The sequence below is a fragment of the Pristimantibacillus sp. Z349TD_6 genome (genome assembly GCF_056173205.1).
On record NZ_CM149662.1, the window covers coordinates 2,339,060 to 2,363,352 of the forward strand.

General features: G+C 45.5%; 17 protein-coding genes. 16 read left to right on the plus strand and 1 reads right to left on the minus strand.

Going from position 1 to position 24,293, the window contains the following annotated elements:
• Nucleotides 1-110: 110 nt before the first annotated feature.
• The 4 genes from AC0VYE_RS09980 (at nucleotide 111) to AC0VYE_RS09995 (ending at nucleotide 5,657) form a co-directional block, all read left to right on the plus strand.
• Nucleotides 111-1,055 carry a DMT family transporter gene (locus AC0VYE_RS09980; protein ID WP_475447558.1) on the plus strand — a complete coding sequence of 315 codons (945 nt, stop codon included), beginning with the start codon at nucleotides 111-113 and terminating at the stop codon, nucleotides 1,053-1,055.
• 103 nt (nucleotides 1,056-1,158) lie between these two features.
• Nucleotides 1,159-2,439, plus strand: coding sequence for a DUF445 domain-containing protein (locus AC0VYE_RS09985; RefSeq protein WP_475447560.1), 1,281 nt, complete (start codon nucleotides 1,159-1,161; stop codon nucleotides 2,437-2,439).
• On the plus strand, nucleotides 2,440-3,774 hold the full coding sequence (locus tag AC0VYE_RS09990) for a DUF445 domain-containing protein (RefSeq protein WP_475447562.1): 1,335 nt from the start codon (nucleotides 2,440-2,442) through the stop codon (nucleotides 3,772-3,774).
• A gap of 233 nt (nucleotides 3,775-4,007) precedes the next feature.
• The gene (locus AC0VYE_RS09995) at nucleotides 4,008-5,657 is read left to right on the plus strand and encodes a response regulator (RefSeq protein ID WP_475447564.1); all 1,650 of its coding nucleotides are present in this window, start codon (nucleotides 4,008-4,010) and stop codon (nucleotides 5,655-5,657) included.
• A 114-nt stretch (nucleotides 5,658-5,771) separates the two neighbouring features.
• On the opposite strand, the gene AC0VYE_RS10000 is transcribed toward AC0VYE_RS09995, so the two are convergent.
• Complete coding sequence (locus AC0VYE_RS10000; RefSeq protein ID WP_475447566.1) at nucleotides 5,772-8,507, minus strand: alpha-mannosidase; 2,736 nt, start codon at nucleotides 8,505-8,507, stop codon at nucleotides 5,772-5,774.
• Nucleotides 8,508-8,760: 253 nt separating this feature from the next.
• On the opposite strand from AC0VYE_RS10000, the gene AC0VYE_RS10005 reads away from it, so the two are divergent.
• The 12 genes from AC0VYE_RS10005 to AC0VYE_RS10060 all read left to right on the plus strand — a co-directional run bounded on the left by AC0VYE_RS10005 (nucleotide 8,761) and on the right by AC0VYE_RS10060 (nucleotide 24,274).
• Nucleotides 8,761-10,566, plus strand: a complete 1,806-nt coding sequence (locus AC0VYE_RS10005; protein WP_076269434.1) for a cache domain-containing sensor histidine kinase — start codon at nucleotides 8,761-8,763, stop codon at nucleotides 10,564-10,566.
• 27 nt (nucleotides 10,567-10,593) lie between these two features.
• A complete protein-coding gene (locus AC0VYE_RS10010; RefSeq protein ID WP_076269435.1) occupies nucleotides 10,594-11,958 on the plus strand; it encodes an ABC transporter substrate-binding protein in 1,365 nt (454 codons plus the stop codon).
• 25 nt (nucleotides 11,959-11,983) lie between these two features.
• The gene (lepB, locus tag AC0VYE_RS10015) at nucleotides 11,984-12,562 is read left to right on the plus strand and encodes a signal peptidase I (RefSeq protein ID WP_475447568.1); all 579 of its coding nucleotides are present in this window, start codon (nucleotides 11,984-11,986) and stop codon (nucleotides 12,560-12,562) included.
• A 448-nt stretch (nucleotides 12,563-13,010) separates the two neighbouring features.
• On the plus strand, nucleotides 13,011-13,937 hold the full coding sequence (locus tag AC0VYE_RS10020) for an ABC transporter permease (protein WP_441911238.1): 927 nt from the start codon (nucleotides 13,011-13,013) through the stop codon (nucleotides 13,935-13,937).
• A gap of 34 nt (nucleotides 13,938-13,971) precedes the next feature.
• The gene (locus AC0VYE_RS10025; RefSeq protein ID WP_076269437.1) at nucleotides 13,972-14,856 is read left to right on the plus strand and encodes a carbohydrate ABC transporter permease; all 885 of its coding nucleotides are present in this window, start codon (nucleotides 13,972-13,974) and stop codon (nucleotides 14,854-14,856) included.
• A 56-nt stretch (nucleotides 14,857-14,912) separates the two neighbouring features.
• On the plus strand, nucleotides 14,913-16,469 hold the full coding sequence (locus tag AC0VYE_RS10030) for an extracellular solute-binding protein (protein WP_076269438.1): 1,557 nt from the start codon (nucleotides 14,913-14,915) through the stop codon (nucleotides 16,467-16,469).
• Nucleotides 16,470-16,739: 270 nt separating this feature from the next.
• A complete protein-coding gene (locus tag AC0VYE_RS10035; protein WP_475447571.1) occupies nucleotides 16,740-18,908 on the plus strand; it encodes a carbohydrate-binding protein in 2,169 nt (722 codons plus the stop codon).
• 98 nt (nucleotides 18,909-19,006) lie between these two features.
• Nucleotides 19,007-19,669 carry an HAD family hydrolase gene (locus AC0VYE_RS10040; RefSeq protein WP_475447572.1) on the plus strand — a complete coding sequence of 221 codons (663 nt, stop codon included), beginning with the start codon at nucleotides 19,007-19,009 and terminating at the stop codon, nucleotides 19,667-19,669.
• Between the two features lie 97 nt (nucleotides 19,670-19,766).
• A complete protein-coding gene (locus AC0VYE_RS10045; RefSeq protein ID WP_076269439.1) occupies nucleotides 19,767-20,876 on the plus strand; it encodes a GntR family transcriptional regulator in 1,110 nt (369 codons plus the stop codon).
• Nucleotides 20,877-21,169: 293 nt separating this feature from the next.
• On the plus strand, nucleotides 21,170-22,492 hold the full coding sequence (locus tag AC0VYE_RS10050) for an ABC transporter substrate-binding protein (protein WP_475447574.1): 1,323 nt from the start codon (nucleotides 21,170-21,172) through the stop codon (nucleotides 22,490-22,492).
• Between the two features lie 67 nt (nucleotides 22,493-22,559).
• Nucleotides 22,560-23,444 (plus strand): carbohydrate ABC transporter permease, encoded by an 885-nt coding sequence (locus AC0VYE_RS10055; RefSeq protein WP_475447576.1) that lies wholly within the window; start codon nucleotides 22,560-22,562, stop codon nucleotides 23,442-23,444.
• 5 nt (nucleotides 23,445-23,449) lie between these two features.
• Nucleotides 23,450-24,274: a carbohydrate ABC transporter permease gene (locus AC0VYE_RS10060; protein ID WP_475447578.1), complete on the plus strand. Its 825-nt coding sequence runs from the start codon at nucleotides 23,450-23,452 to the stop codon at nucleotides 24,272-24,274.
• Nucleotides 24,275-24,293 lie beyond the last annotated feature (19 nt).

Genomic DNA, 24,293 nt, shown 5'->3' on the forward strand with positions numbered 1-24,293 from the left:
CAGACTCCTTTGGAAGTGGTACTTTGAAAATGCCTGTTTAATGGCACTACAACCAGTTAACGACCCTTTGCTACAGTATACATGAAACAAAAGTAGAGGGGTTGCTGAATGTGAATCATTCTCGTATTATTGCGTATGTTGAGCTGACCATTGCCGCTATTCTCATCGGAAGCTCCATAGTAGCCGGCAAAATAACGACGATGCAGATGCCGGTTTTTTTGTCACAGGCGATTAGCTTAGTCATTGCTTTATTGCTGTTAATTCCGATTTTGATGCGAAACGGCAAATCCTCGCTCCGAGTCGGGAGAAAGGATTTTTTATTTTTACTGCTGCAAGCGTTTCTCGGAATGTTTTTATTCCGCGTATTCATGCTGTATGGCCTGCGGACCTCGCTCGCAACGGAAGCTGGTATTGTGACGAGCTTAACGCCGGCGGTCGTTGCTTTCCTTTCATATATGATTTTAAAAGAAAAATTAACGAATCCGATTAAAATAGGCATCATTTGCTCCATACTGGGTGTTGTCAGCATTCAGGTGCCAGGATGGCTGATTCCTTCCTCTGCACCTCCATCAAAAGCTTCGTATATTGGGCTTTTGCTCATTTTAGGCGCAGTTGTTGGGGAATCGATGCTTACGATCCTGCGTAAAATGACTGCAAGCAATGTCTCTTCACTGCTTGGGACAACCTATGTAACCTTGTTTTCATTCATCATGTTTTTGCCTATTGCACTTGTCGAGGCTAAACAATACGATTTCAGCAGTGTAACTGTTGGCGATATCGGCCTGTTGTTTTATTACGGTATTTTCGTTACCGCTTTGGCTTATATATTATGGTTTCGCGGTGTTTCCAAAGTGAGTGCGGGAACAGCGGCTGTCTACACAAGCTGCATTCCGCTTAGCACGGTGCTTCTATCCTACGGCATTTTAAACGAACCTTTCTCATGGTCTCATCTCGTAGGGGGAGCGTTTGTTTGCTTAGGCATTTGGCAAGTTTCTAAGAGCGATTCATTCGTGCGGCGGAAGCTAAAAAAAAGCCCTAAAAGCAGCAGCTCTTAATCCTTACAAAGATCAGTTCTCTGTTTATAGAAACTCCATTGTTTCACACCCTATACATATGGGATAATTAATGTGGAACGATCATCAGGAATGGAGCTTGTGTATGAACAAATTCAGTATTAAGAAAAAAGCGGATTTAGCGCTTCTTTTCTCAGCGATCGGAATATTGGCGGCTTTTCCCTTTCATGAAACATTTATTGGCGGCCTGTTATTTTCCTTATTTAGCGCTGCAACGATCGGCGGACTGGCGGATTCCTTTGCAGTTAGCGCATTGTTTGGAAATCCTTTGCAAATAAAGTGGCCGGTCTGGATGGGAACCAACATCATTTCTCGAAATCGTGAGCGCTTGATTGGCGAGCTAGTCCAAATGGTTCAAAATGAATTGTTAACCATCCCGAATATTAGGGAGAGGCTTGACGAATACAATATCGCAGACGTTTTAGTCACATACTTGAAGAAGCACGGCGGCGAACAGGGTGTGAATGACATTTTGCAGCAGCTTGCGGATGATGTAATTACGACCATTGATTTGCAGGAACTGGCCAAAACCGTTCAAACCTTCCTTCTCGAGCATGCCGATTCGATTCCTGTAGCAGACATTGCTGCCGATGCTGGCGATTGGACCATCAAAAATGGTTACGATGATCGGATTATTGAGTTTATCATTCCGGAGCTTATCAAAATTGTGAAATCGGCGCCATTTGGTGCTGTTGTCGGCCAAATCGTCGATTCAGCCATTCGTTCCTATGAAGGCGATAAGTTTAGAAGAAAGCTGATCGATTTCTCCGCAGGGCTGGAAGCGGCAAATATTAGCGGAAGATTGCAGGAGTGGCTGGTATCTTTTCTACAGAAATTTCATGCTGAAGACCACCCGCAGCGCAAGGAAATCAAAGCTTTTATTGCGCAATTTGTTGCAAGACTGCGTACGGATGAACAATTGCGCAGCCGAATAGAAGCGGGGAAAACAACGCTTCTGGCATCTGTTAAGGATGAGCTTAAGCTCGATGCGTTCATCCAGCGGGGACTGGAGTCCATTCGACTCGCTGCGGCTTCCAATGCGGAAGGCCAGCAAGTGCGCTATCCTTGGATCAAGGATAAAGTGGAAGAAGGAATAGCTTATGTAGTGGGAAATACAGAACTGCTGACTCGACTGGATCAATACGTGAAGACGACGCTGCTGAAATGGGTGGAGCAGAAGCATTCTTTTATCGGCAAAATGGTAACTGACAAGCTGAACAGCTTCTCTGAAGCAGAGCTTATCGAGCTGGTTAAAGAGAAGGCGGGACGCGATTTGCAGTACATTCGGATTAACGGAATTGGTATCGGAGCGCTTATCGGCGTAGTCCTGCATCTAGCGACGTTTTGGATTGGAGGGCGAGCATAAATGGCTATGAGAAAAAAAGCAAACCGCAGCTTAATATTGCTTGCCGCCTTGTTCGTTATTGCCGCTTGCTGCTTATATGTCTTCCCAGACCAGTGGTGGGCACGGATGCTGCTCTACACGACCGAAGCGGGGCTCGTTGGCGCATTAGCTGATTTATTTGCTGTAACGGTTTTGTTCCGCCACCCATTTGGGTGGAAGTGGATTCCGCATACAGCGATCATTCCTAGAAATCGCGATAAGCTGATTGAAGGCGTCGCGAATATGGTCGAGCAGCAGCTGCTCAGCAAAGATTTGTTAAAGGAAAAGGTAAAGCAAATATCGCTTGTAGAGATCGGCATTTCATGGATCGATCGCCGACCAAACGGCATGCTCGCTGAGCAAGGCTGGACGCTGGTGGCTGGTCTGCTTGCCAAGCTGGATATTAAAGGTCTATCCGTCATTTTGGATGAGAAAGCACGGAAAAGCTTAGGCAAGATCAGCTTGTCGCCTTATGCGGGCAAAGCGCTCAAATGGGTGATGGCTAAAGGCAATTTCCAAAGCTGGGTTAGCCAAATCGTTGAGTTTGCAGCGGCGCGCGCAGCTGAAGAACAAACCAAGGTTGTCATTCGTGAGCTGCTTGGCAAGGAGAAGGAAAAGTTTGTAAATCAAGGCAGTATCTTCTCCAAGTGGCTCAAAAAAATGGCAGTGGAGATCGCTGAATCAACGAATGCACTGAATCTCGACGATGCTACAAATGTGCTGTTTGACGATTTGCAGCTGCTCATTAATGATTTGCGAAATCCTGAGCATGAGCTTCGTGTTTTACTGGAGGAAATGGTGCTGCAGCTTGCCGACAATTTGCAGCACCGCGAGGATGTTTCGGTTGCTGTTGATGAATGGAGAGATGAAGTGATTGAGAAGATCTCGTTGCTTCCTTCTATTGAAGCTTTGCTCGGCAACTTTAGACAGCTGCTGATCAGCGAACCGAAGCAGCAGCTAGCCTTGCCGCAGAAACATTCCGTCAATCCATCCGATATTAAGGAGCTGATTAATCAGTTCATTATGTCATACTGGGAGTGGTTCAAAGCGAACGAGGAAACGAAGGGCTGGCTGGAGCAATACGTGCAGAAATTCGTGCAGAAGATGATTGAAACCGAACATGCAATTATCGGAATCATCGTACGCAAGACACTTGATAGCTTCACAGAGCAAAAGCTGGTGCATTTCATCGAGAGCAAGGTCGAGACCGATCTGCAGCGTATTCGTTTGAACGGAGCTTATATAGGCTCAGCGCTCGGAGCGGCATTTTATATTCTGCTGTACGGAGTATACGAGCCGATTTTGAACTTGTTATAACACGAGAAGCAGCTGTTTCCAGCAGGTTTTTGAGACCTATTGGAACAGCTGCTTTTACGTTTGAGTGAGCTTGTCTTTGGGCGATCGTACGCAGGTGCATTCGTTTATTTAATACTACACCATAAAGTTTGCAATTACCCCCGTGTAATCCGAAATACAGTCAGGTAGTATGTAGATAGGTAATGATTCCGTATTGAACATCTTTGAAAATGCATGAAGGGGAAGGTGAGAGGATGCTGCGTGCTTTAATAGTGGACGATGAATTCGAAATCCGCGAAGGTTTACGTAACCGCTTTCCATGGGAAACATTCGGAATTGATGAGGTACTGGTGGCTGATGATGGAGATACGGCATTAATGATTGCACTCGATATGAGACCGGATCTTATCGTCACGGATATTAAAATGAATCGGATGTCGGGGCTGGAATTTCTTCGTTCGTTGACTACCGTTGAAAATTATAAACCGGAAGCGATTGTTGTAAGCGGGTACGATGATTTTGAGCTGGTGAAGCAGGCGATACAAATCGGCGTTATGGACTATATCCTTAAGCCGATCAATTTGGACGAGCTGACCCAAATCGTTAGAAAAACGATGGATCATATCCACCGAAAGAGAATGGACCAGCATAATGAGCAGCAGCTTATTAATCAAGTGAGGTTCGCGATTCCAAAAATGCGCGAGGAGCTGCTCAGAGAAATGATTGAGCAGGACTATGATCCTTACCGTGAAGCACGGAGAAGACATCGCTTGCAGACTTTGAATTTGGAGTGGATAGCGAATCAGCATATGACGCTTGTTGTTGTGGAAGCTGATGATCTGAAAGCAATCGAGAATCGCCATACGAAGGAAAAGGATTTAATATTGTTCGGAATCGGAAATGTGGTCAATCAAACGCTGGAGGAAGATTATCCTCACCCCTTTGCGCTTTGTATGGACAGCAGCAATCGATGGATTGTCATCTTCAGCTGCTCGCGGCCAGAGCATGCGGAGCTGAGCCGGGGCATGGCGCAGCTTTGCTTACAGCGAATCAACGATTTCGTTAAGGTGAAAGCAAGCGCTGGCATGCGAACAACACCTTGCACGTTTGAAAATCTTCATGAAATGTATGCGGAAGCGATAAACGTATTGGAGCAAAAGGCTGTATACGGAGGCAATCGATTATTTACGGAGCAGGGTTTATTTTATGAGGGTGACGGGAGTGACTTATCGCTTAGCGAGCCTGAAGAAGTGCTCGATCTCGTGAAGTATGGCACAGATGAGGAAATTACAGCAGCGATGGATCGATTTGTCGAGATGGTACAAGCCTGGCGTCTCAATCAATTGCGTGACATTCAGCAAAAAATATTCGAATGGCTGTTCGAAGTGTTTCGCAGAGCAGCGGCGGCAGGTGTTCCAAACAAAAATTTGGGCAGCAATCCGATCGCGGTGTGGGAGCTATTAGAGCAATACGATACATTGCAGTCGCTGCGCGTGCAAACAGAGCTGTTCCTTCTTGCAATCGCAGCAGATTTCCGCAAGCTGTCCAATACGCCGAGCCAGATCGTTTATGAAGCGGAGAAAATATTGCAGAGGGATTATGCCGAAAGCTTAACTCTTCAAAGTGTTGCAATGGCCGTTCATGTGACGCCGGTATGGCTGAGCAAGCTCTTTAAGAAGGAGAAACGGAAAACCTTTTTGGAATATTTGACAGAAATACGGATTGAGAAGGCGAAGGAAATGTTAGGCGACATCAAATACAAAGTGTATCAAATCTCATTTCAGGTGGGGTATAAGGACCCGGTGCATTTCTCGAAGCTGTTCAAAAAGCAGGTCGGCTGCACGCCGAAGGAATATAGACGACAAAGAGGCATTGCAGACGAAGAGCCAGCTATGCCACACTAATGATATGAAAATTTGCACTCAGCAAGAAGCATGAAGAGGCAGACTCCTAGGTGAAAACGGCATAACCTTGGGAGACTGCCTTTTTGCATTTTATCTTTTAATTTTTTGATTTGGTTATTTAGAAGCAGCGGCTAAACCAATCGTTACGATTTTGAAGCCTTCGACCTGAACGCTGTTTTTGATCTTATTAGCGCTATCGTTTTCCATAATGTCACTTACATAGGACTCAGAAGCAGCGCTTGGATGAATAGCTAAGCTGGTCGTGGATTCTGCTAAATTGTACCACCTTGCCATACTGTCGCCACGCTCCTCGTTAATCTTCAGGCTGGAGAAAGCGAGCTGGTCGCCATTCCATTTGAGGAAATCACTAGCAGGAGCGAGCTCGCCATCATGCAATCCAGCTGCGATTGCCGTAACGGGTATAGGGAAACGATAAGCTTCGCGATAAGCGGCAAAACGTTCTTCAGCGCTGCCGTAAGGAATGATCATCCATTCGGCTTCATTTGTACCTAAGCACTGCGCTTCAGGCGTATGAAATACACCCCAATCGCCAAGCTCTCCGACGGAGCGCAGAAGGGTTACAGCGATCGTATTTCTGCCATCTTGAAGCACTTCATATTCATTTAAGCCTTTGCCTGCAATCGTGAGGCCTCTATGCTCGCCGTGCACGTCAATGAACGTCTGCATATGCTGAGCATTGCTCGGATTTTGCCATTCCTTTGCAGGAACGTTTTGACGTTCAGCGACCTCGAAGATTGAATCTGCAAAGTGTGTGGATGCAGCAACATCCGAAGGTAGAAGCACGCGCAGCCGGTGATCTTGCGATTGATTTTCAATGCGCGCACGGACTTGAACACCTTTGCCCTCACGTTCCAGACTAACTAGTGTCACAATTTCTAGCGGCACAAGGGAAGTCGATCTGCCAGCCTTCCGCTGCCGGAATTCAACCATTGTGCGGATTTCTTCTGCTAGAAGATCATCTGCCCGTGCAGGTATAGCAAGGTGATGAGTGATTTCAATGGCTGCTCGGTAAGGCGAATCTTCAACCACTCGAATTTCGGCTTTGCTGCCCTTAGTCGTGATCGGCAAGTCGCCGACTGGCTGCTTGAAAATATATTCATTTCCAATATCGCCTACATTCTCGTAATGGCCAAGATCCGAAAACAGCTGCTGGCTTTTCTTATCATAAACTGTAAAACTTCCGTCTTCCTCTATCGTCAATGTAAGACGAGCATTTTCCAGTGTTCGTTCACTGGTCACTAATGAATGGCGATTCTCGCTGGAAGTTTTAATCTCATTTTGACATGGTATCCAAGCAAAAGATTCATATCCCATCGAAGGCAATATGCCGGTCTCAAAGGTCAGACGCAGTGCGCGAGCCATATAGGGCTGCCGGAATTTATCATTTGGCAGTTCATAGCCGAAGCGAACGCCCAAATCATGAGCAGTAAAGTCGATGCGTTCACCGCTGCCGTTCACCAAGTACCCTTCGGCGTGCGTCCGATCTTGAACCTGCTTAGCAATGGCAACAGGATCTTCGCTTTGATCGAAGAAACGGTGCGACCATTCGATCTCGAATTGGTGGACTGACGAGCCTTCATAGCCGCTTGAGTTAAAGACGATGAAGGGAGCAGCTGACTCACTGATATTGGCAAAATGGCTTGTATTGACCTTAGCGCTAATAAATTTAACGCTCTCGGTCGTTAATGCTTTGCCAACCTCCATGCTTTTGGCAAAACGAGTTTTCATTTCTTGGTACACCTCATCGACACTGCAGCCGCAAATGCTGTCATGCGGATGATTTTGCATCAGTGTCTTCCAGGCATATTGGAATAGACCATGCGGATATGGCTTGCCGAGCTGATGGGCAATGGCAGAGATCGGCTCGGCCACTTTCTCCAGCAGCGTCTGATTTCGTTGATTAAGCTGTTTGATGTAAACACGAGCAGACGCTGTATTAACTAATGAATACCAGCCGTCCGTTTGCTGGCCGCGCAGCTCTCCGCGAGTTAGGCTCAGGTTCGGAGGCTGCTGCGTCTGAACCGCCTTTACATAATTGTCAAAGTTGGAGTGGATGAACTCGTACGCAGGGAACAGCTCTCTCGCAACGCGCAGCGCTTCGGAGAGATTGGTCTGAATGGGCTGATGATCGCAGCCGTTCATAAGCAGCAGCTGCGAGGTTGAAGCATATTGTTCCGCTCGCGCAAGTCGATGCTCCCAGTAAGGCTTTGCTTTGAGGGGATCAACTGGAATCTCCATGCCGTTGTTATACCAATTGGCAAATAGGATGCCTAATACGCTTGAACCGTCGGGTGCCTGCCAGATGAGCTCGGAATAGGGTGACTCAAGGCCTGAGGAATCTTCCACCCGATTGTTGAAGCCGGTTGCTTTCACACCTCTTCCGAACACGGCGGTATCGATGCCTGCTTGTCTTAATAGCTGAGCAGCTTGACCCATATTGCCAAACGAATCTGGGAAATAACCAAGCTTCGAAATCGGTCCATATTTTTTGGCATCCCGATGACCGATTTGCAAGTTTCTTACGTTTGCTTCGCTGCTGGTAAGAAACTCATCCTGCAAAATATACCAAGGACCCAAAGAAAGCTTGCCTTCATCACACAGCTTTTGTATTTGGCTCTGCTTTTCTGGGTACACCTGCAGATAATCATCTAAAATTATCGTTTGACCATCGAGGTAAAAGCTGCGAAAATCAGGATCGGCCTCGAACGTTTCCAGCAGCGTGTCCATTGTCTCAATCAGCTTGACATGATGGGCTTCGTAAGGCATATACCATTCTCGATCCCAATGGGTATGCGAAATGACATGTACCACCCGTTTCGATGCAGTCATCGTTGTTCCTCTTTTCGTTGAAAGGTTAGGTATTACGCCATTAGTCTAAAGAATATGCAAGCTGCTCACAATGAGGGATATGCAAACTTTAAGGGGAATTATTATCGCTTTGCCAGGAATGTGGAATTATGCATATCGAAATGCTGTAACAAGCTTAAATTATTTATTGCAAAAGTAGCTCAATGAAGTATATTATCGAGGACAAGTCTACTCCAGTGATGGGGTTAGCATAGTGGAAGGCAGGTGTATACTTGTGAATAAAGTGTCCTTTCGGCTCGCTTCATCCTTTCGCAATCGGATGATTCTCATATTTTTTATGATCATTATCGTTCCGTTTCTGCTTTTTGCATATTATGCGCATATTAAATCGATCGAGGGCATCTCCAATACGAATACGAAAATGTCCATGAGCTATCTTCTTCAAGCAAGAAAAAACTTCGAGATTTATCTGGGCAACTTAAATGATCAAGTTAACGATGTCATCGGAAATAAGGAACTTCAGGATTTATTGGAAACGGAACCATTAAACCAGACAGAAGAGGAAGCGTTTACAGTCAATTTATTGACCGTGCTGTATCATGCTACGTCTACGATTGATGCTTTTAGAGTCAAGGTGTACCCAATCAAGCCAACAGATTATCCATCCTATATGAGAACAATTGATGAATCGGTGCGTATCGGAGACCAGTATTGGTTTCAGCGCTCGAAAGCGACGGTTAGTCCGACGTGGTATCTAACCATGCCCATGCATGGGAAATACGCAAAACCGCTGCTCTCCTATGTGAAGCGATTCTCGGGCTTGTACGATCAAAAATTAAGAGGCATTATTGCGACCGACTTATCCGAGGACTATTTAAGAAGATATTTCTCTCCGTCCGATCAGCTAAAGGATCAGAAGCTGCTGCTCATTAATGAGAAAGGCATCGTGCATTATGATTCTACAGTTAATGAATGGACAGGCAAGGAATTTCCGTCAACAGCGTTAATCTCTTATATGAAGTCGGGTGATGAAGGCTCTATGTCCATTACGATTGAAGGGGAAACCTATCTCGCAACCTATTTGAAGATGGCTAACCATCCATGGACCATCGTCAGCTTGACCCCTCTTCATGAGCTGACGGGTACGATTGATGAAATTAACCGCATGCTCGTAATCTTTTTGATCGGTTATCTTATTTGCTGCATTAGTGTCGTCTTTTATATCACAGCTTACTATACACAGCCTATTGCGCATTTGGTTCGTTTAATGAGGAGGCTGGAGGCGGAAAATCTTCATTACTTGCTGCCTTCGTCGTCCCGCAAGGATGAGGTTGGCTGGCTGTATAGAGGAGTAAGCAATCTTGTTCAGCGTATAGATGGATTGATTAAAGAGGCAGCGCGCTCCGAAAGGAATAAAAAAGCGCTGGAGTTTCAAGTGCTGAGCCACCAGATTAATCCTCATTTTCTATACAACACCTTGGAATCAATTAGGTGGAAGGCGGAAAATCATGGACGCAGCGACATAAGCGAGATGGTATCGGCACTTGGCAATTTGCTGCGGCTCAGTTTAAACCAAGGGAAAGAGATTACGACGCTGCGCCGCGAGATTGAGCAGGTGAAGGCTTATGTATCGATTGAACAAGCAAGAATGGGCAAGGTCGTTCGTATCTTGTATTCCTGCGAGACAGAGACGCTGGATATGCCGTTTCTAAGGTTATTGCTGCAGCCGCTTGTAGAAAATGCGATTCAGCATAGCGTGCGCGACGATTTTGATAAAGGGAAAATTATGATCGCAGCCAGAAAAATCGGAGAGGATATCGTAATCGATATTGTGGATAACGGTAAAGGCATTCCAGCGTCCGTGCTGGAACAGTTGGAGACGGAAGAAGAGCCTAGCGAAAAGTTCTCGCATACGCGCAGAGGCGTAGGGCTTCGCAATGTGAATGATCGTTTGAAGCTTTATTTTGGAGATCGTTACAAGCTTGAAATCAAGACGGGTCCCGAAATTGGAACGACGATAACGTTAAGGCATCCCATTTTGAAGGAAGACCAGAATATCGATTCGATTGGCAATGAGTGAAGCGTGAGTATCAAAGGAGGCATAATCTTGATAAACAAACGTAAACAAACATTTGTTATAAGTTTACTCCTGATGTTTATGCTAGTTCTAACCTCTTGCACGTTTAAAGGCTGGGATGGCGAGAATGCGGCAGAGGGATCAAATCGTGGTCAAGAAGGGCAATATTCAGGCAACACACCAGTTACGCTTAAGCTTCTGACCTGGGGAGGAGAGACGTATAAGGAGCTGTACGAAAAATTCAATGCCAAATATCCATGGATTACGATTGAGCCCATACAAATCGTGGGCGGCGATGACGAAATCATGAATCAAATTATTGCATTGGAGGCGGCAGGCACACCAGCTGATTTGACTTGGGTTGTTGGTGATTTGCTTCGTTATGAACAAAGCGGCCTGCTCGAAAATTTAAAGCCGTACATGGATGAAGATGCTTCCTTCCAAGGCAAGGTGCTGCCCGATGGATACTTTGATACGATGGCCTTTAATGGCCGCAGACTTGCTGTGCCGTTCGTCGATGTTCCGATGTGGATTATTGTAAATAAAGATTTATTGGCTAAGCATGGCATAGGTATGCCTTCAAATAATTGGAGCTTTGATGATTTGCGTGATATTGCAAAACGTGTCACGGACCCAGCAGCAGGGGAATATGGCCTCACTACGAACAGTGACTTTGTGATGCGCTTGCTGCCGATGAAAGCTGCAGCGGATGGGCATGCGCCTAATTTGGCTTACCTAAATGATCGATTGACCCAAAGCTTGCTAAGCACGCCGGATGTGATGGCGGATGTGCGCTGGCTGACTGAATTTGTCACCAAGGATGGGTCTATGCTCTCTTGGGCAGATTCCAAAGCACAAGGCGATGTGGTTAAGCAATTCATAAATGGTAAAACAGCGTTTGACATTGCCGGGGATTGGCTGCTTCCGACACTGCAAAAGGAGGCTGAATTTAACTGGGATATACTTCCATTTCCGAGAGGGCAGGTCAACCAATACTCCTTCCATATTTACGGTCCGCTTGCAATGCTGAGCGGATCGAAGCATAAAGAAGAAGCATATAAATGGATTAGTTTTCAATTCGAGATGGAAGCGCAGAAATGGAAAATCGAGAAGGGAGCGAATGCTTCCGTTATTGATCCGGAGCTGACAGCCTATATTGATGAGGTTCCCTTATGGCAAGGGAAAAATATCGAAGCTGTGAAGATGACCAAGGATAACAGCCTCGTATTGCCCGGCGCCACGATACCCGGTTTTTCGGAGTACAACTGGATCAATGTTATTAATGATATCGTATTTCAAGGTGCCGACATTAACCGTATTATTCCAGAGACAGAGGCATGGAACAAAAAAACGCTGGAGCTGCGGGAGCATTGGAAGCGGAATCGTGATAAGTGAGAGCAGGCAGCGGAGGGGATGTTTGATGAGGACGAGATGGAAGGTTATGTTTATTGTTTTCTCGGGCGTCGTAATGATCATGGGTGGCTGTAGTAAGTCCATTACGGATACGGCTACAGAGAAGAGAATAGAGTTCATTCAAAACCCGGATTCCTCATTGACGAAGGTAAAAGTAGAAACGGATGGCATGCTGTCAGAGCTCGGTTATACGCATCCCCATCCATTTGCTTTAAAAAATGAGGTGTTGGTTGATTTGAATTATTATAAGGAAAATCAAGTATCTCGCGGAGATATTACCTTATTCCAAGTTAAAAAAGATAAACAAGCGACGGATATAGCAAGAGTTGTTGGGCTTCCTGGTGAGGCGGTTCAGGTTAAAAAAGGGCAGGTTTATATTAATGGGAATAAACTGGATACCTTTTACGGCAGCGATCCTTCTTCCGATAAAAATGATTCTATGAATAAGTCATTGCAGCTAAAGGAGAATGAGTATTTTATATTGGCGGATGTACGTTGGCGAGGATTCCATGACAGCCAATCAGCGGGTGCTTTTGCCAAAGAGGAAATAGTAGGTAAAGTAGTCGGCTATGAGAACAAACGTTAAGCAGCAAAGTTGGTTAGGAAAGTAACCAAGTGTAATGGGAACTATGACGTTCTTGATGAACAAAGCTACAAATGGATACAAAGCTTAATTGATAAAAACGAAGGAAGAAGTCTGTTACTTCGTTATGTGCATGTAGAGATCACCGGTTGTTTAGGTGGTCTTTTTTTGTTTGAACTCGTATGCATAAAGAATATTTGCGGCGTCTCGGTGAGGTGGAAATGGAGCTGTAAGCACGTATGTGTTCTTACAGCGCGAGAAAAACCTTGGTTTGTTGTCTGTTAGCGCAAATATGCGCTTATTGAGTAGAGTCGGCGTCTGGGAGACGGGGAAAAGGAGCTTTATGCATAGGAGGATAATCTTAAACCACAAAGTATAAGATTGGCTCATAGTAAGCCCAGGCGGGCTCCCTTAGAATAAAAGTATCACATCAATGAAAGGGAAATCGATTATGAAATCTAATGGAGTCATTCGGGAATTACTTAGAAATCGAACGCTGCTGCTCATGTTCCTGCCCGTCGCGACGCTCCTTTTTCTCTTTAACTACTTGCCGCTTGCAGGTCTAGTCATCGCCTTCAAAGACTTTGACTTTGCTAAAGGAATTTTCGGAAGCGATTGGATGCACCCGCTGCTGAATAACTTTGATTATTTGTTCTCTTCTCCGACCGCTTTTCGGGCGATGAGAAACACGATACTGTTAAACGCATTGTTTATTACAGTCGGGCTCATTTTTGAAGTAGGGTTTGCCTTGCTGCTCAATGAGATTAGAAACAAATATTTTAAAAGAGTTACGCAGTCGTTAACCTTTCTTCCTTTCTTTATTTCGTGGATCGTAGTCGGAGTGTTCGCTTACAACTTAATGAACTTTGAGAGTGGAGCGATTAATCGAGTGCTGGAGACGATAGGCATGCAGCCGATTGATTTCTACAGCGAAGCCGGCTTATGGCCGCTCATTCTAACGATAGCGGTTCGCTGGAAGGTTACCGGATACGGCACAATCATTTATTTGGCGGCATTAACGTCCATCGACAATTCGTATTATGAAGCGGCGTCCATCGACGGTGCGACAAGATGGCAGCAAATCCGTTTTATCAGCATTCCGATGCTGCGGCCAACGATCATTATCTTAACCTTGCTGGCTGTTGGCAGAATCATGAACGCCGATTTTGGAATGTTTTACGCAATGGTCGGCGATGCTTCTCTCTTATTTCCTACAACTGACGTTATTGACACGTTTGTTTATCGCAGCTTGCGCAAATCAGGGGATATCGGCATGGCATCTGCGGCGGGCTTCCTCCAGTCGTTCATCGCATTCGTGCTCATTATCGGCAGCAATTACGCGGCACGCAAAATAGACAAAGACTCGGCTATTTTCTAAAAACGTCCATTCACATCAAGGGAGGATCATCTGCATGCATCTGAAGAGATTTTCAATTTCACAATTTATTATCATTATTGCGATCTCCTTGTTCAGTCTGTCCTGCTTGTTTCCATTCATTATGGTCATTTCAGGCTCGTTAAGCACGGAGAAGGACATTATGGATTATGGGTACACGCTATGGCCAAAGAGCATTACTTTCGATTCTTATCGCATTTTATTTCTAGGCTCTAATCGCATTATTGATGCGTATGGCGTAAGTCTTCTCGTTACGGTGGCAGGAACAATTCTATCCTTGCTCGTAACAAGCATGGGCGCATACGTAATGGCGAGACGGTCATTCAAGTATAGAAACATTTTGTCTATCTACGTCATTATAACAATGCTGTTTAATGGCGGATTAGTACCTTGGTACATCATTTGCGTGAGATATTTGGATCTAAAAGATACACTTTGGGCGCTTATTTTACCGATGCTCGCTAATGCATTCAATATGTTCCTCATTCGCAACTTTATGTTATCCATACCCGAGGATATGAATGAATCGGCCAAAATGGACGGCGCGGGCGATTTTAAAATCTTTTATCGCCTCATTGCACCGCTTTCCTTGCCTGTACTTGCAACTGTCGGTTTGTTCGTAGCATTGAGCTACTGGAACGATTGGTTTCTAGGTCTCATGTTTGTCGATAAGCAAGAGCTCCAACCGCTGCAGCTGCTGCTGCGAACGCTCATCTCCAACGTGGAATTTCTGAAGAGCTCGAGCAATGCATCCGCTATGCAGCGAATATCAGCGCAAATTCCTTCGGAATCGATCAAGATGGCGCTTACGGTCGTTACCATAGGCCCTATCATTTTCTTGTATCCGTTCGTTCAACGTTTTTTTGTCAAAGGTTTGATGGTGGGCGCAGTAAAAGGATGACTATCTCGGCTTCAGCCGTGTAGTATATAAAACATAAGCTAAGGGGAGAGGTTCAGATGCAGAAAAGCATAACAAAAATGCCGCTATTTATTGCTGTCATTATGCTGCTAAGCGTTATTCTAGCAGCATGCAGCTCAAGCAACAGCAATACGCCAAGCAATAATGGGAAGGCGACTAATGCGCCAACTGGCGGAACCGAAGAAGTGAAGCAAGAGGATGAAGTTACGCTGAAGTTTTATTTTGGCGGTGATAAAAAAGCGGCTACGGATGAGGTTTGGTCCAAAGTTAGCGAATATGTGAAAGCGAAAGGTCTTAACGTGAAGTTCGATATTAACTTCATTCCGTTTGGCGACTTCAAAGAAAAGATGCTCGTTATGGCCGCATCCGGCGACAACTGGGATATGAACTTTGACGGTGACTGGCTTTCGTACAAGCAGATGGCTGCAAAAGGATCATACATGGCATTAAACGATCTGCTGCCGGAATTTGCTCCTAACTTGCATAAGAAATATGAGGAGCAGGGTACACTTGCCGCTGCAACGGTAAACGGCAATATCGTAGGTCTTCCATGGACGATGAAAATGAATGAGCGTAAATTTACTGGCTGGCGCTCTGATCTTGTCGAGAAAGCGGGACTTGATATTCCAGCAGGCTCAATCAAAACGATTGAGGATGTCGACAGATTGCTGCGTGAATTGAAAAAAGCGTACCCGAACGAAAGAATTTCCCGGACGCCGCCGGTATCCCTCATTATGATTCGTGATGAGTGGGTAGATCTTAACTTCCACGGCCTTGGCTTCTATTTAAGCGATGATAAAATTACGATTAAAGCGGTTGAGCAGCAACCATTCTACCTAGAGGCTGCAAAGCTGGCTAAAGTTTGGTATGACGATAATTTGATTAACCGTGATGCGATGATCGATAAGTCAGACGAAGCAGCAGAGTGGAGAAATGGCAAAAAGCTGTTCACTGTAACATCGCATGAATGGGTAAGTGCTAATCCTGGTTTCTCTGATCCGTCGTTCAAGATGGAATCGGCAGAGCTTTATCCTGACAAAAGATTCGTTAACCGTACGGCTCTTGCCAATGTCGTTGCCATTAACCGTAACTCCAAAAATCCAGAACGAGTGCTTCGTTTCTTGGATATGATGGAAACCGACAAAACGTTGTATGACCTTGTGCAATACGGTATTGAAGGCAAAACCTATGTATTGAACGGGGAAACGGCTGAATATCCGGAAGGCATGGAAACAACGACGAGCAACTATATGGAGTGGGGCGGACAATGGGCATTCTGGAAGCCGCAATTCATGCGTCCGACGATGACATACGGAACAGATTTCTGGCTGAAGGAAGCTGAATTTGCAAGCAAGCCTAATAACGTCAACTCGCCAATCGACGGCCTGTTTATCGCTGAAGACAATATGAAAAACGAGATTGCAAAGCGTGATACAGCAAACGATGAGCTGAACAGACCGATAGAGTTTGGCGTGGTGAAGGATGTCGAGAAGGCAGTTGCTGCTTATATCGAAACGCAAAAGAAAAATGGACTTGATGTCATCATCGCTGAAACTCAAAGACAAATTGATGAGTTTCTTGCGAAGAAAAAATAAAGTGTGACGAATGAGAAGCCGACCTTATGTAGAGGAAGGCTTCTCATTTGACAACAATTGAAAGCGGATACATTGGATGAGTATGAAGAAGCTGCTGCGAAACGGCAGTTCTCTTGTATCGCATTTACAACCAGCAGCCTTAAAACGCGAGCCTGGTCCCCCGGGACCAGGCTCTTTTCGATACCCCAGAAGCATTGAAGGAGGTGGTAGGATCGAATAAATAGGGATTGGAGCAGCCGCTGTATCATCCATTTTTTGAGGAGGGAATTTATGTTGGTTAAAGGAAGAAGACAGGTTTACGTCATCCTATTGCTTGTTCTGGTTCTTATTTCAACGCAGCTCTCGTTTTCACCATCCAAGGTATCGGCAGCTGGCAATTTAGCGCTGAACAAAAGTGTAACGGAAAGCAACCATACTCAGAACTATGTAGCTTCAAACGCAACGGATGGCAATCAAGCCAGCTATTGGGAGGGGGCTGCAAGCAGCTATCCGAACTGGATTAGGGTCGATTTGGGCAGCAGCCAAGCCGTCAATCAAGTGGTTCTTAAGCTGCCGCTTGCTTGGGGGGACCGTACGCAAACCTTATCTGTGCAGACTAGCAGCGATGATGTTAACTACAACACCATTGTTGCTTCTGCGGCCTATACTTATCAATCTGGTACAAATGCGGTCACCATCAACTTTACAAGCACCAATGCGCGTTATGTCAAAATAAATGTGACGGCCAATACTGGAGCAACAGGCGGACAAATATCGGAGCTAGAGGTGTATGGACCAGTTGTGGCAACGCCAACGCCTTTACCGAGTGCGACGACAGTTCCAACAGCTACACCTGCTCCAACAGCTGCGCCAGGCTCGCTAACGGCTTTTGTTCAAACGGCAGCTTCCGCCTTTAACAGTCAGTTTGGCACGCAATTGGAAAACTCCAGTGAAGGCGGTCAAAATGTCGCCTATGTGGACAACGGGGATTACCTTGTGTTTAACAATGTGAATTTCGGGAGCGGAGCCTCATCGGTTGCGCTGCGTGTGGCAAGCCAAACAACCGGCGGCAATGTTGAAATTAGACTGGACAGCTTAAGCGGCACGCTGGCAGGTACCTGCGCGGTAACGACTACGGGCGGCTGGCAGTCATGGACAACCAAAAACTGTTCCATTAACACAATAAGCGGAGTCCATAATCTATATTTAAAATTTACTGGAGGAGCAGGTAATCTGTTTAATATCAATTGGTTTAAATTTGCTGCTGCCGCAATTGGCGGCGATGTAGTCGGAAAGGTGTTTGCTGGCTACCAGGGCTGGTTTACCGCTGGGGGTGACGGATCACCTCTAAACAACTGGACACATTGGTCCAAAAACAATAATAATCTGACAGCGAATTCCAACGTAAACTTCGAGATGTATCCAGATTTAAGAGAGTATACGAAGCTGTATCAAACGAACTTAGGCAATTTAGGCAACGGTCAGCCAGCCAAGCTGTTCTCCTCTTATGATCAAGAAACGGTGAACAAGCATTTTGAATGGATGCAGACGTACAACATAAGTGGCGCAGCGCTGCAAAGATTCGGGGCGGATGCAAACTATGCGCCGAATAATTGGAATCAGAACCGCGACAGCGTAGCTGTGAAGGTGAAAAATGCTGCAGAAACCTATAACCGCAAATTTTATGTGATGTACGACATTACGGATCTCAATCCAAGCCAGTGGGTCAATGCGGTCAAAAATGATTTTACCAACAATGTTGTTGGCACGATGAATTTAACCTCATCCACTGCCTATGCCAAGCAGGACGGTAAGCTGGTCATTTGTATTTGGGGGATCGGGTTTACCGATCGGCCGGGAACAGCAGCGGAATCCGCAGACCTAATCGCTTGGTTCAAGAACCAAGGCTATTATGTGATCGGCGGCGTTCCTACTCATTGGCGAAATGGGGATAATGATTCGAAGCCTGGATTCCTCGATGTGTACAAATCACTTGATATGCTGTCGCCTTGGTTTGTCGGTCGGTTCAGCCAGCTAGCGGGCGCTGATCATTACAAGACGAATCAGTGGGCGCCGGATTTCGCATTTACTCAGCAGAATGGCATCGTATATCAGCCCGTGATTTGGCCAGGTTTTGCGTGGAAAAATATGAAAAACGGTCCCGTCAACGAAATTCCTAGGCTGCATGGCGATTTCATGTGGCGACAGGCTTACAATTTAAAAAGTTTAGGCATCAATACAGGTTATATTGCGATGTTTGATGAATATGACGAAGCGACAGCGATTGCCAAAGCCGCCGAGAACAGCTCGATGATTCCGAACAATCAATATTTCCTTACGCTCGATGCGGATGGCGTAGCCGTATCCTCTGATTTCTATTTGCGGTTGACTGGCGATATTGCACGTCTTTTCAATAATGAAATCCCATTAACCGTAAATCATCCGACCAGCCATCAGTAAACATTCACAGCTTTAAATGAAAAAGGCGCTCCCCTAGCGGGATCGCTTTTTTCATGATTATAATAGAGAGAGTTAGTAGTAGGAGAGGAGAGATTGTTTTGAACAACATTAAACATATTATTTTTGACTTTGATGGTACACTGGCTGATACTTGGCCGGTGATGTATCAAGTGATTTCAGGTGTATTCCAGAGATATGATGGCAGGCAAGTGTTGATTGAGGATATGTACGCATTGGCAGGGCCGACGGAGCTTCAAATTATTGAACAGCATCTAAATAATCGCGAGCAAGTGGAAGCAGCCATAACCGAATATGTAGCTGAATACGAGCAGCGCCATGAGGAGCTCGTAGAGCGAAATACGGAAATAGCAGATTTGCTAGTCTCATTGCGGCAATCAGGCATCGGAATTGCCATGTTTACAGGCAAATCGCGGCGTACGCTCGATATTTCACTGGACAAGCTGGGCTGGGAGGTTAGCTTCGACAAGATTGTAACGGGCGATGATGTGGAGAAGCGCAAGCCATCAGCGGAAGGGATCCATCTTATATTGAACGAGCTTGGCTGGGCAAAGGAAGAAACTATTTTTGTCGGCGACAGCAACGATGATATGCTGGCTGGTCAAGAAGCCGGAATACGTACATTTGCTGCTCAGTGGATGGCTGTCGTGCAGGATAAAGATTACCGCGTCTTGCCGGAGCGGATTTTTAACGAGGTGGAAGCGTTCAAGCAGTTTGTACTTGAGCAAGTAGAGAAAGTATAAATAGCAGCTTCTTATACAACTGTAGCAGTTGTCGATTGACACAGATGATACAAATGGAATATAGTCATGGTATTCTTAGTCGCAAGAAAGGAATGCCATGTCAAACTATCCCTATACCCGAATTAAAGATGATATTAAGCAGCGCGTGTTGGAAGGAGAATGGCTCGCGGAGATGCGTTTGCCCTCCAGCCGCAGCTTTGCACAGGCATATAACTCCAGTGTAAATACAGTGGAAAAAGCGATAAAAGAGCTGTGCGCGGAGGGGCTTCTCAAAAGAGACAATCGCAGAGGAACCTTTATTGAGAATGGTGTTGTATCTCCACTCGGTCAGAACAGATCTGGACTTGTAGCCGCCTCTGTCATTGGAATAGAAAATCCGCTATGGGCTACTGCATTAAGAGGAATTGAGGATGTACTTCATCTGCACGGCTATCACCTTCTCAGCTATAGCGATGACCGAAGCCTCGATAAGCTGGAGGCACTCGTTAAAGGTGCTGTAGCTAAAGGGGTTGATGGTGTCATCTTAAGTCCTATTTATGACAAGCATCATGAGGAGCGCAATCAGCGTCTGTACCGTTTGCTGGCGAGCAGCAAAATTAAGGTTGTTTTCCTTGACCGGCATTTATATAACAGCAACATACCCTTCGTTACGAGTGATAATGTCGCGGGCGCATACAATTTGACGAAGATGCTCATTGAAAAGGGGCATCGCCGAATTGCGTTTATTCGCAACTCGGACTTGAGTACGTTTAATGAACGGCTGCTCGGTGTGAAGCAGGCCTTTATTGATTCAGGCCTTTCGTTTGATTCTGACTTAGATATGCTGATACCGACCGAATTTGAAAACTTTGAAGAGGAATTTGAGTCATTCAGCAGTAAAATAGCGGAGAAGCTTAACAAGACGCCATGTACAGCTGTTTTCGCTGCGAATGATCAAATTGCAGAATCGGTCATTTCGGCGATGACACAGCTTGAGCTGCGTTTCCCTGAGGATCTGTCGCTTGTGACCTATGATGCATTAAATCTTAACCGCAAGCTGAAGCTGAATGTTACGGGCGTTAATCAACCGTTTTATGACATGGGACGAACGGCAGCAAACCAGCTTATGAATCTGCTGGAGGGCAAAGAGCATCTATCCGTGCTCGGTCAAATCTGCAAAGCTGAAATTAATGAAGGCAGCTCTATTATGCCAGTGAAGCTCACATAAACAGAAATATGATGGACCATTGTCGTTCGCGACAGTGGTCTTTTTTTGTATCAACTGTATCAAAATAATAATATATTAAAGTAAACTGTTGACACAGATAACGTTTGGAACTAATATAACGTTATAAAAGTAATACAGAATAATTGTGTTTGTATTACTTTTATGATACAGAAACAAAATATTCGGTCATTAACACGTACGACAGTATGAATCAACCATCGATTGTAAGCGTTATCGGACAGATCGGGGACGAGACGCTGACGATAAACAAATGTACAAGGGGGATTTAACAAATGAGAAGACGGTTCGGCAAGCTGGCAATTATATTATTAATTACGGTTTTAATGGCGGTTCTGAGTGCTGGCTGTGGAAGCAATTCGAATGATAAGGGCAATGCTGGAAATGAAAGCGCTGGCAACAAAAATGCCCCATCTGGAAAAACCGAGAAGCTTGTCTATTACGGATTCTCAGAGTGGGTTACCGATCCTAATTTTGCACCGGTGTTTGATGAGCTGAAAGCGAAGTTTGCGAAAGAAAATCCAGGCTTTGAGGTGGAATTCCAAAGTGACCCTTGGGGAACTTGGGAAACGAAGTACAAGGTTATGTTCGCAAGCGGCAACGCGCCCGATGTATTTATCGTAAACAATCCGGACTTCCCCACCTTTGCTAACTCCGGTTATTTGCTAGATTTGGGCGAGAAGCTTAGTGAAGAGGCATTCAAGGACTTTTTCCCTGGCATCTTGTCCATGTATACGTGGAACGGCAAGCATATGGCTTTGCCCTATACGACGGATGCTAGGGTGCTGTGGTACAACAAAGAGCTATTTAAACAAGCGGGTCTTGATCCCGAGAAGCCGCCAGCAACATGGGCAGAGCTGAAGGACTATGCTTTGAAAATTGCAGATGCAACAGACGCAGCAGGTTTCGGAATGGATTTAGGCCTGAAAGAGTTTCCAGCGCAAAGCTTGTTCACTGCATCAAGCGGAACCATTATAAATGTGGATGGCAGCGGCAGCATCACTCCGAATGTCAATACCGCGGAGTTCAAGGACTATCTTCAATTATTAAAGGACATGGGACCTGCATATGAAGCTGATTTTGCTACACTGGATCATCTGAAGGTGGCTACTTTGTTCGCACAGCAAAAGGTGGGCATGGTGCTTGCTGGAACTTGGGTAACGGATCAGAACCCAGATTTGAAGGGCGCTGCATTTTACGGTCAATCACTCGTTCCAAAATACAATGCCAGCGCTCCGGACGGCTCATTCGGCGGTGGTTTCGGAATCGGAATATCAGCGAAAAGCAAACATCCCGAGCAAGCGATTAAACTAGCGCAAATGCTGACCTCAGTCGATTTCAATGCACGCACGATGAGCGATGTGCCAGCCAACAATGCATCGCTTGCTGTATCTAAATTCGCAACCGATCCCGCTTACAAAATTTTTATGGATCAAATCAAATTTGCTAGGCAATCTCAGCCGAAGACACTTTTCTACAAAGAAATTGACTCCGCTGTATACGATACGGTGTCTAAAGTACTGATAGGCAATGAAGCCATTGATGGGGAGATCAGCAAGCTTGAAACGAAAATAAAAGAAATTTCGACTCAAAAATAATTGGCGGGGCAGATGAATAAACATTCGTCTGCCCTAACTCCTAATCGATGAACCTGGAGGCATCAAGATGATTCGTAAACGGCTTTTTCGACATTCGGTTCCCTATTTATATCTGCTGCCCTCGTTAGTCATTATTATGAGCCTGCTGACGTATCCGCTGCTTTACAATCTTTATGTCAGCGTGCATCGCTGGCAGTTAAGCAGACCTGACAAACCTTTTATCGGGCTTGATAATTTCACAGCCATTGTAAAAGATGATATTTTTCAAACGGTATTGTGGACGACGGTTAGCTGGACTTTGATTGGCGTGCTGCTGCAAATGGCAATTGGCTTGATAAGCGCTCTGTACGTGGATGAGAGAAGGCGAAGCAAAGGGGCGCTCAGATCGCTGCTGCTGCTTCCGTGGGTATTGCCCGGTGTGGTCACTGCACTGATGTGGAGCTGGATGCTGCAATCAGACATGGGGATTATAAATGAGCTGTTAAAAACCTATCATATTACGAGCGAAAATATTTCTTGGTTAGGCTCTGATCATGTGGCGCTTGGCACTTTGATTTTCGTAAATACATGGAAAGCTTTCCCGTTTTGGTTTCTTATGCTGCTTGCAGGCTTGCAGGATATTCCGAATGAGCAGGTGGAGGCGGCTCGTATTGACGGCGCTCGTTGGTTTGGCATTGTAAGGTATATCAAAATACCGCATCTAAAGCCCATTATAGGGGCCACGGGTGTCATTACGACCATTTGGACGCTCAATTATTTTGATCTCATATGGGTAACGACAAAGGGCGGACCAATGGATTCAACCTCTACGCTGCCCATTTATACCTACCGCCTAGCATTCGAATTTTTTGATTTTGGCAAATCATCGGCTATGGCGCTTATTAGTCTGGTCATCATCGGTATCGTTTGCTTGCCTTATATGCGAGCTATGCTGAAGTCTATTAAGGAGTGACATAAGTGAAAGGGATTCGTCTTGGAGGTCACATACTATTATTTATTGTCATTGCTGTCATCATCTTGTTTCCCTTATATTGGCTGCTTGCGACTTCAGTTAAGCCGTCTGCCGAAATTTTTGCCGCACCACCAACGCTGTTTCCTGAACAATTGAACTGGGATCATTACCGCAGCGTTTTCCGTGATTCAGAAATTGTTGTGTATTTTATAAATTCGATGCTGATTACGGCTGTAACGGTATTTATTGTGCTGATTATTGCAAGTCTCGCTGCGTACAGTATGACCCGTTATACATTCAGAGGAAAGCTAACTTACTTTACCGTCATTTTGTTTGCACAAGTCATGCCGCTTACGACATTAATCGTTCCGTTATACATCTTGTGGGGCAAGCTGGAGCTGCTGAATACATATACCAGCATCATTTTGACCTATTGTGCGATATTGCTGCCGATGGCGATATGGCTGTTAACCGGTTATTTCAAGGGTATTCCGAAGGACATAGACGAAGCCGCAACCATCGATGGCTGCTCCTCATTCGGAATTTTAGTGCGGATGATTTTACCGCTTGCGCAGTCCGGGCTCGTTGCTGTCGGGTTAACCGTCTGTATAACGGTATGGCAGGAAATTATGATTGCGATGACGTTTGTAAGCTCAGATGCCATGAGAACGTTGCCTGCGGGCATTAATACTTTTATAACAAAATCGGGCATTCAATGGGGCCCCCTTACGGCCTCGGGCATTGTGACCACACTGCCGGTTCTTATTGTCTTTATTATTTTCCAGAAGGCGCTCGTTAAAGGACTTACCGCAGGCGCGACTAAAGGTTAGGCCCCCGAGTGCCCATCAA